Source organism: Protofrankia sp. Cas4, from assembly GCF_963555915.1.
In the GTDB taxonomy this organism is placed as follows: domain Bacteria; phylum Actinomycetota; class Actinomycetes; order Frankiales; family Frankiaceae; genus Protofrankia.
Genome location: NZ_CAUVXL010000086.1, coordinates 1 through 4,106, shown reverse-complemented (window position 1 = coordinate 4,106; position 4,106 = coordinate 1). Strand labels below are relative to the sequence as shown.

The 4,106-nt window shown below is 66.7% G+C and carries 5 protein-coding genes and 1 pseudogene; 4 read left to right on the top strand and 2 right to left on the bottom strand.

Going from position 1 to position 4,106, the window contains the following annotated elements:
- On the top strand, nucleotides 1-364 hold a 364-nt coding region (locus tag U9979_RS08025; protein WP_322778863.1), incomplete at its 5' end, for a tetratricopeptide repeat-containing protein.
- A gap of 577 nt (nucleotides 365-941) precedes the next feature.
- Here U9979_RS08025 and U9979_RS08020 read toward each other — a convergent pair.
- Nucleotides 942-2,447: a hypothetical protein gene (locus U9979_RS08020; RefSeq protein ID WP_322778862.1), complete on the bottom strand. Its 1,506-nt coding sequence runs from the start codon at nucleotides 2,445-2,447 to the stop codon at nucleotides 942-944.
- A 304-nt stretch (nucleotides 2,448-2,751) separates the two neighbouring features.
- Here U9979_RS08020 and U9979_RS08015 point away from each other — a divergent pair, with 304 nt between their 5' ends.
- Nucleotides 2,752-3,039: a hypothetical protein gene (locus tag U9979_RS08015; RefSeq protein WP_322778864.1), complete on the top strand. Its 288-nt coding sequence runs from the start codon at nucleotides 2,752-2,754 to the stop codon at nucleotides 3,037-3,039.
- Nucleotides 3,036-3,263, top strand: coding sequence for a hypothetical protein (locus U9979_RS08010; RefSeq protein WP_322778861.1), 228 nt, complete (start codon nucleotides 3,036-3,038; stop codon nucleotides 3,261-3,263). Before U9979_RS08015 ends, U9979_RS08010 begins: the two co-directional genes overlap by 4 nt.
- Nucleotides 3,264-3,347: 84 nt before the next feature.
- On the opposite strand, the gene U9979_RS08005 is transcribed toward U9979_RS08010, so the two are convergent.
- Nucleotides 3,348-3,767 carry a helix-turn-helix transcriptional regulator gene (locus tag U9979_RS08005; protein WP_322778860.1) on the bottom strand — a complete coding sequence of 140 codons (420 nt, stop codon included), beginning with the start codon at nucleotides 3,765-3,767 and terminating at the stop codon, nucleotides 3,348-3,350.
- A gap of 231 nt (nucleotides 3,768-3,998) precedes the next feature.
- Here U9979_RS08005 and U9979_RS08000 point away from each other — a divergent pair.
- Nucleotides 3,999-4,106: pseudogene (locus tag U9979_RS08000) on the top strand (plasmid replication, integration and excision activator); the annotation flags it as partial.

Below are 4,106 nucleotides of genomic sequence, written 5' to 3'. Positions count from 1 at the left end.
CCAGGCACTGGCGTTGTTCGAGCGGGCGCTGGCGATCGCCGAGACGGTCTACGGCCCCGACCACCCCGACGTCGCCCGCGACCTGAACAACCAGGCGTTGGCGCTGGCCACCTTGGGGCGGGCCGCCGACGCGCTGCCGCTGTACGCACGGGCGCTGGCGATCCACGAGGCGGTCTACGGCCCCGACCACCCCGCCGTCGCCATCGACCTGAACAACCAGGCGGCGGCGCTGCAAGACCTGGGTCGGGCCGGGGAAGCGCTGCCGCTGTACGCACGGGCACTGGCGATCGCCGAGACGGTCTACGGCCCCGACCATCCGTCAGTCGTCCTGATCCGACGTAATCTGTCCGATCTTGACAAATAGATATGACGGTTTTCATCACTTGATCAAGATCGACTGTGCTGTCGGTAACCGCAGACGGTCTCATCATGGCGGGTGAGGGGTCGGGCTGCCCGGGGAGCGAAGCGACCGGATGCTGTCTCCCGGCTGCCCGCGGGCGTGCCCCTGCTCGTTTTTCGTATGCCGTTGGCGTGCCCGTGAGGTCTCCGCTGGTCGGGTAGTTACGCATCCCGAAACGCGCTCAGGCGTTCGGTGAACCGGACCGCGAAACAGGACCAACACCGCGAATCCGTGCCGCTCGGTACGGCATGGATTCGCCTATCCGGCGGCGGTCAGCCCGACCGGCATGCCCACGGGTCCCGGTTTGTCTGGCATACTTGCCATTCCTGATCTGGGTTATGCGCGGTGACGGGCCGGCGACGCACCCGGCGAGCATGGCGCGCCAGCGCCACGCGCAGCCGTCGCGCGGCGCGGCCCGTGCCGCGCCTTGATCCTAAACCGAGTAATTCGGCAGTGTGCCGGACATATGCACGGTGATTCCTCGGCTGATGTTGTCCTTGGGATCCTGACTGCTGACCGTCAGTCCGGATCCGAGGGTGTGTCAGGCTGCGGTGCCGGCAAGGGCGGTGCGGTCGATGCGGGCGAGTAGCTCGCGGGTGTTGGCGTCGTGCTGGTAAGGGGCAAGTCGTTGCCGCAGGTCGGTCATGGCGGTGACGTAGCGGGCGGAGGTCGGGACTCCGGCGGCAATGTCGATGGCCTTGTGACTGGCAACGATCGCGCTTTCGAGGTCGTTTTGTTGGGTGAAGCTGACGGCGATGACGGTTTGGCTGAGTGAGCCGCGTCGTCCGCGGTTCTGCCGGCGGGCGGCCTCGACGGACTGACCGGCGTAGCGGTGGGCTTCGGCGGGGTCGCCGATGTCGCGGAGGCTGTTTGCGATTTCCCCGCTGATGTAGGGCTCGTCGATGAATTTCGCCCACTCGGGTTCGTTCGCCGTGTTGACGAGGTCGAACGTCTTCTCGGCCTGCGCGATGGTGGCGGCGGTGTCGGTGGAGCGGCCCATGACCGACAGGGCGCGGGCTTCCAACACGTACAGGTCGGCGAGAGCGGCGGGGGCGCGGAGGCCGCGTAGACCGTGGCGGCCGGTGCGGGCGAGGCGAAGCCCTTCCTCGGGGTGTCCGAGTTGGGTTGCCTGGTCGGAGAGGCCGGCGAGGACGTGGGAGCCGAGCATCCGGTTTCCCGACGCGTCGGCGAGCCGCAGGGACTGAATCAGGTAACACTGCGCGATGCCGTGCTGTCCGCAGTCGAACGCCATCCATCCGGCAAGGTAGGTCTGTTCCGCGGCGACCTCGAACAGGGCCTGGCGGACGGGTTCGGGGTGGGACTGTTGTAGGAGGGGGAGGACGTGTTCGGTGAGGTACTGGGCGACCGCGCGGCGCGCGATGTCACCGCCGCCTTGGATGACGTCCATTTCCTGGAACACACCGAACATGCTGCGGATGGATTCAACCGCGGCCATGTCGGCGCGGGCGGTGCGGCCGGAGTCGGCGGCGTCCAGGCTGGTCAGGAGCCAATCCCGGCTCGGTCCGGCGAGTGCGCCGAGAACGAACGACGACCGCAACAGCACATCCCGACGGCGCACGTCGGCCCTCCCGAGCTCGGCAACTGTGCTCAGGGTACGTCGCACAGAGGGTTCGTACACGAGTCCTTGAGCGGTTGACTCGGGGTCGGTGACCGGCTGCTGGGCGGTTGCCGACGGGCTGTCGACCGCAGGTGGCGCTGTTTCCGTATGGGTGTGCGGTGTGGGTACAGAGGGCTCCCATTGGCGAGGGATCAGACCGAGCATGCGGCCGGGGATACGGAGGCCATCGGCGATGCGTTCGATCAGGTCCAGGGTCCCGATCCTGTCCCGCCCGTTCGCAATCTTGCTGACCCGGCTCTGATCGAGGCCCTCGACCGCGGAGGCGATGCGGTCCTGACTGGCGGCGTCGTACTTCTTCATCAGCCGGAAGGCGGTGCCGAAGTCGCGGGCGGTGAGAGCGGTGCGCATGTCGTCGCGGGCAAGGAGGCGTTCGGACACCGTGTACGGGCCGAGCGAAACAGTCGACATACCTGATCAACCTTCCGGCCGGGAGAGGGGGATACGTCTCGTGGCAGGACTGGTGCCGACAGTACCCGGATTACGCCCGACAGGTAGGGAAAGTTCACCTATTGAGCGGGCGTGTTGCCGTTGTTAGCCCATTGCCGGCCCGGATCAGGTGATGGTCACATGGGAACGTCATCTTCCATGGGTTCGCGTCGTGCCGTGAGGCTGTGGCACAGCCGGCCCGGTCTCGTGTCGAGCGATGGTCTCCGCGGGGCCGGGACGGCGTCCAATCAGCGAGGAATGACCACGGGACGGGATGCGACCGGTGATGGTAACCAGGGACGACACGACGGGCAGCGGAAACCCAGATGAGCGGCTACCCGTGCTGTACGGGGTGGTGCGCTTCGAGCCGGGGGACGAACGACGGGTCCGCGACACTACGATCACCTTTGATTCGCCCGGGTCAGCGGAGTTGTTCGCGGTGGAGAGTGGCTGGCACGACTATCAGGTGACGGCTCTGTTCTTTTTCGTGGACAACGCTTCGGCGCCGGCGGCCGGTCGGATGCTGCTGGGGGCGGCGCTGGCACGGTCGGTGCGGCAGGCTGGCGGCCGATGAGCGACGGTGAACCCGCGACGGTGATGTCGCACGGGGACGAATGCGCGGTCACGATCTGCCCGGCGGATCGTCCGGCCGACGTGATGCGTGCCTGGGCATCGCTGCCGGACGGGGTCGGTTTCGTGGAAGCATTCGGCGATGTTGAGGTGACACTTGTCTTCCGGTCGGTCGGTGAGCGGGTGTCCTCGTGGGAGCCGGGCGGGACTACATCCGTGCCAGGCTGAGTAGTCACGCGGCGGAGACCGCGGTGAAGCACAAGGGGTCAGAATTCCGGCGGGCGACCATGCCGTTGTCGGTGTTCTGACCCCTTACCTGTTCGCGGCCTGCGCGGTGACGAGCTGCTCGACGGCGGCCAGGCGACGGCTGACGTCGTCCAGGCGCTGTTCGATGCGGTCGATACCGGCGAGGATCTCCCGCTCGGTCGTGGCATCGGCGGGGGCATCCGACACCTGGTTGCCGACCAGTACCCGGATCAGATGGTCGTCAGGCCAGCCGAGCGCGCGGGCGAGCGCGATCAACGTCTTGTTCTGTACCCGGCGGCCGTTGCCGCCGTGCTGGATCTGCCGCACCGTGGACACGGACACACCGGAGACGTCGGCGAGTTCCTGCTGTCCGATGCGGCGGACCGCCATACGCTGGTTGGCCGCGTCGGCGACTGCGGCCCAATCCTCGCCGACGATCGCGCCCCGCGCCGTGTAGACGGGTGATCTCGGCTCTCGGTCCTCCATACAGCCGATTTTAGCTTGAAAGCAAACACCAGGGTATGTGAGGTACACATACTTCCAAGCGGGACCCGCTGGTGGGCCTGATGTCTTTGCTGCACGCTTATGTGAACCTCACATGCTACGGGCACATAATAGTTGATGAGCGGTTCGCGCACGGTGCACTGTATGTCCTGCAACGCCAGACCGGCCGGCACCAGCCGGCATGCTGATGACACAGGACGAGGTGAACCGACGATGGCGATACCGCGGTGGATTCCGGTGGCGTTCGGGGATGTGTTTCCCCACGGCGCGTTCGTGCTCGGGGTGGAGGCGGCGAACGACTTTGAGAAGTCGAAGGCGGGC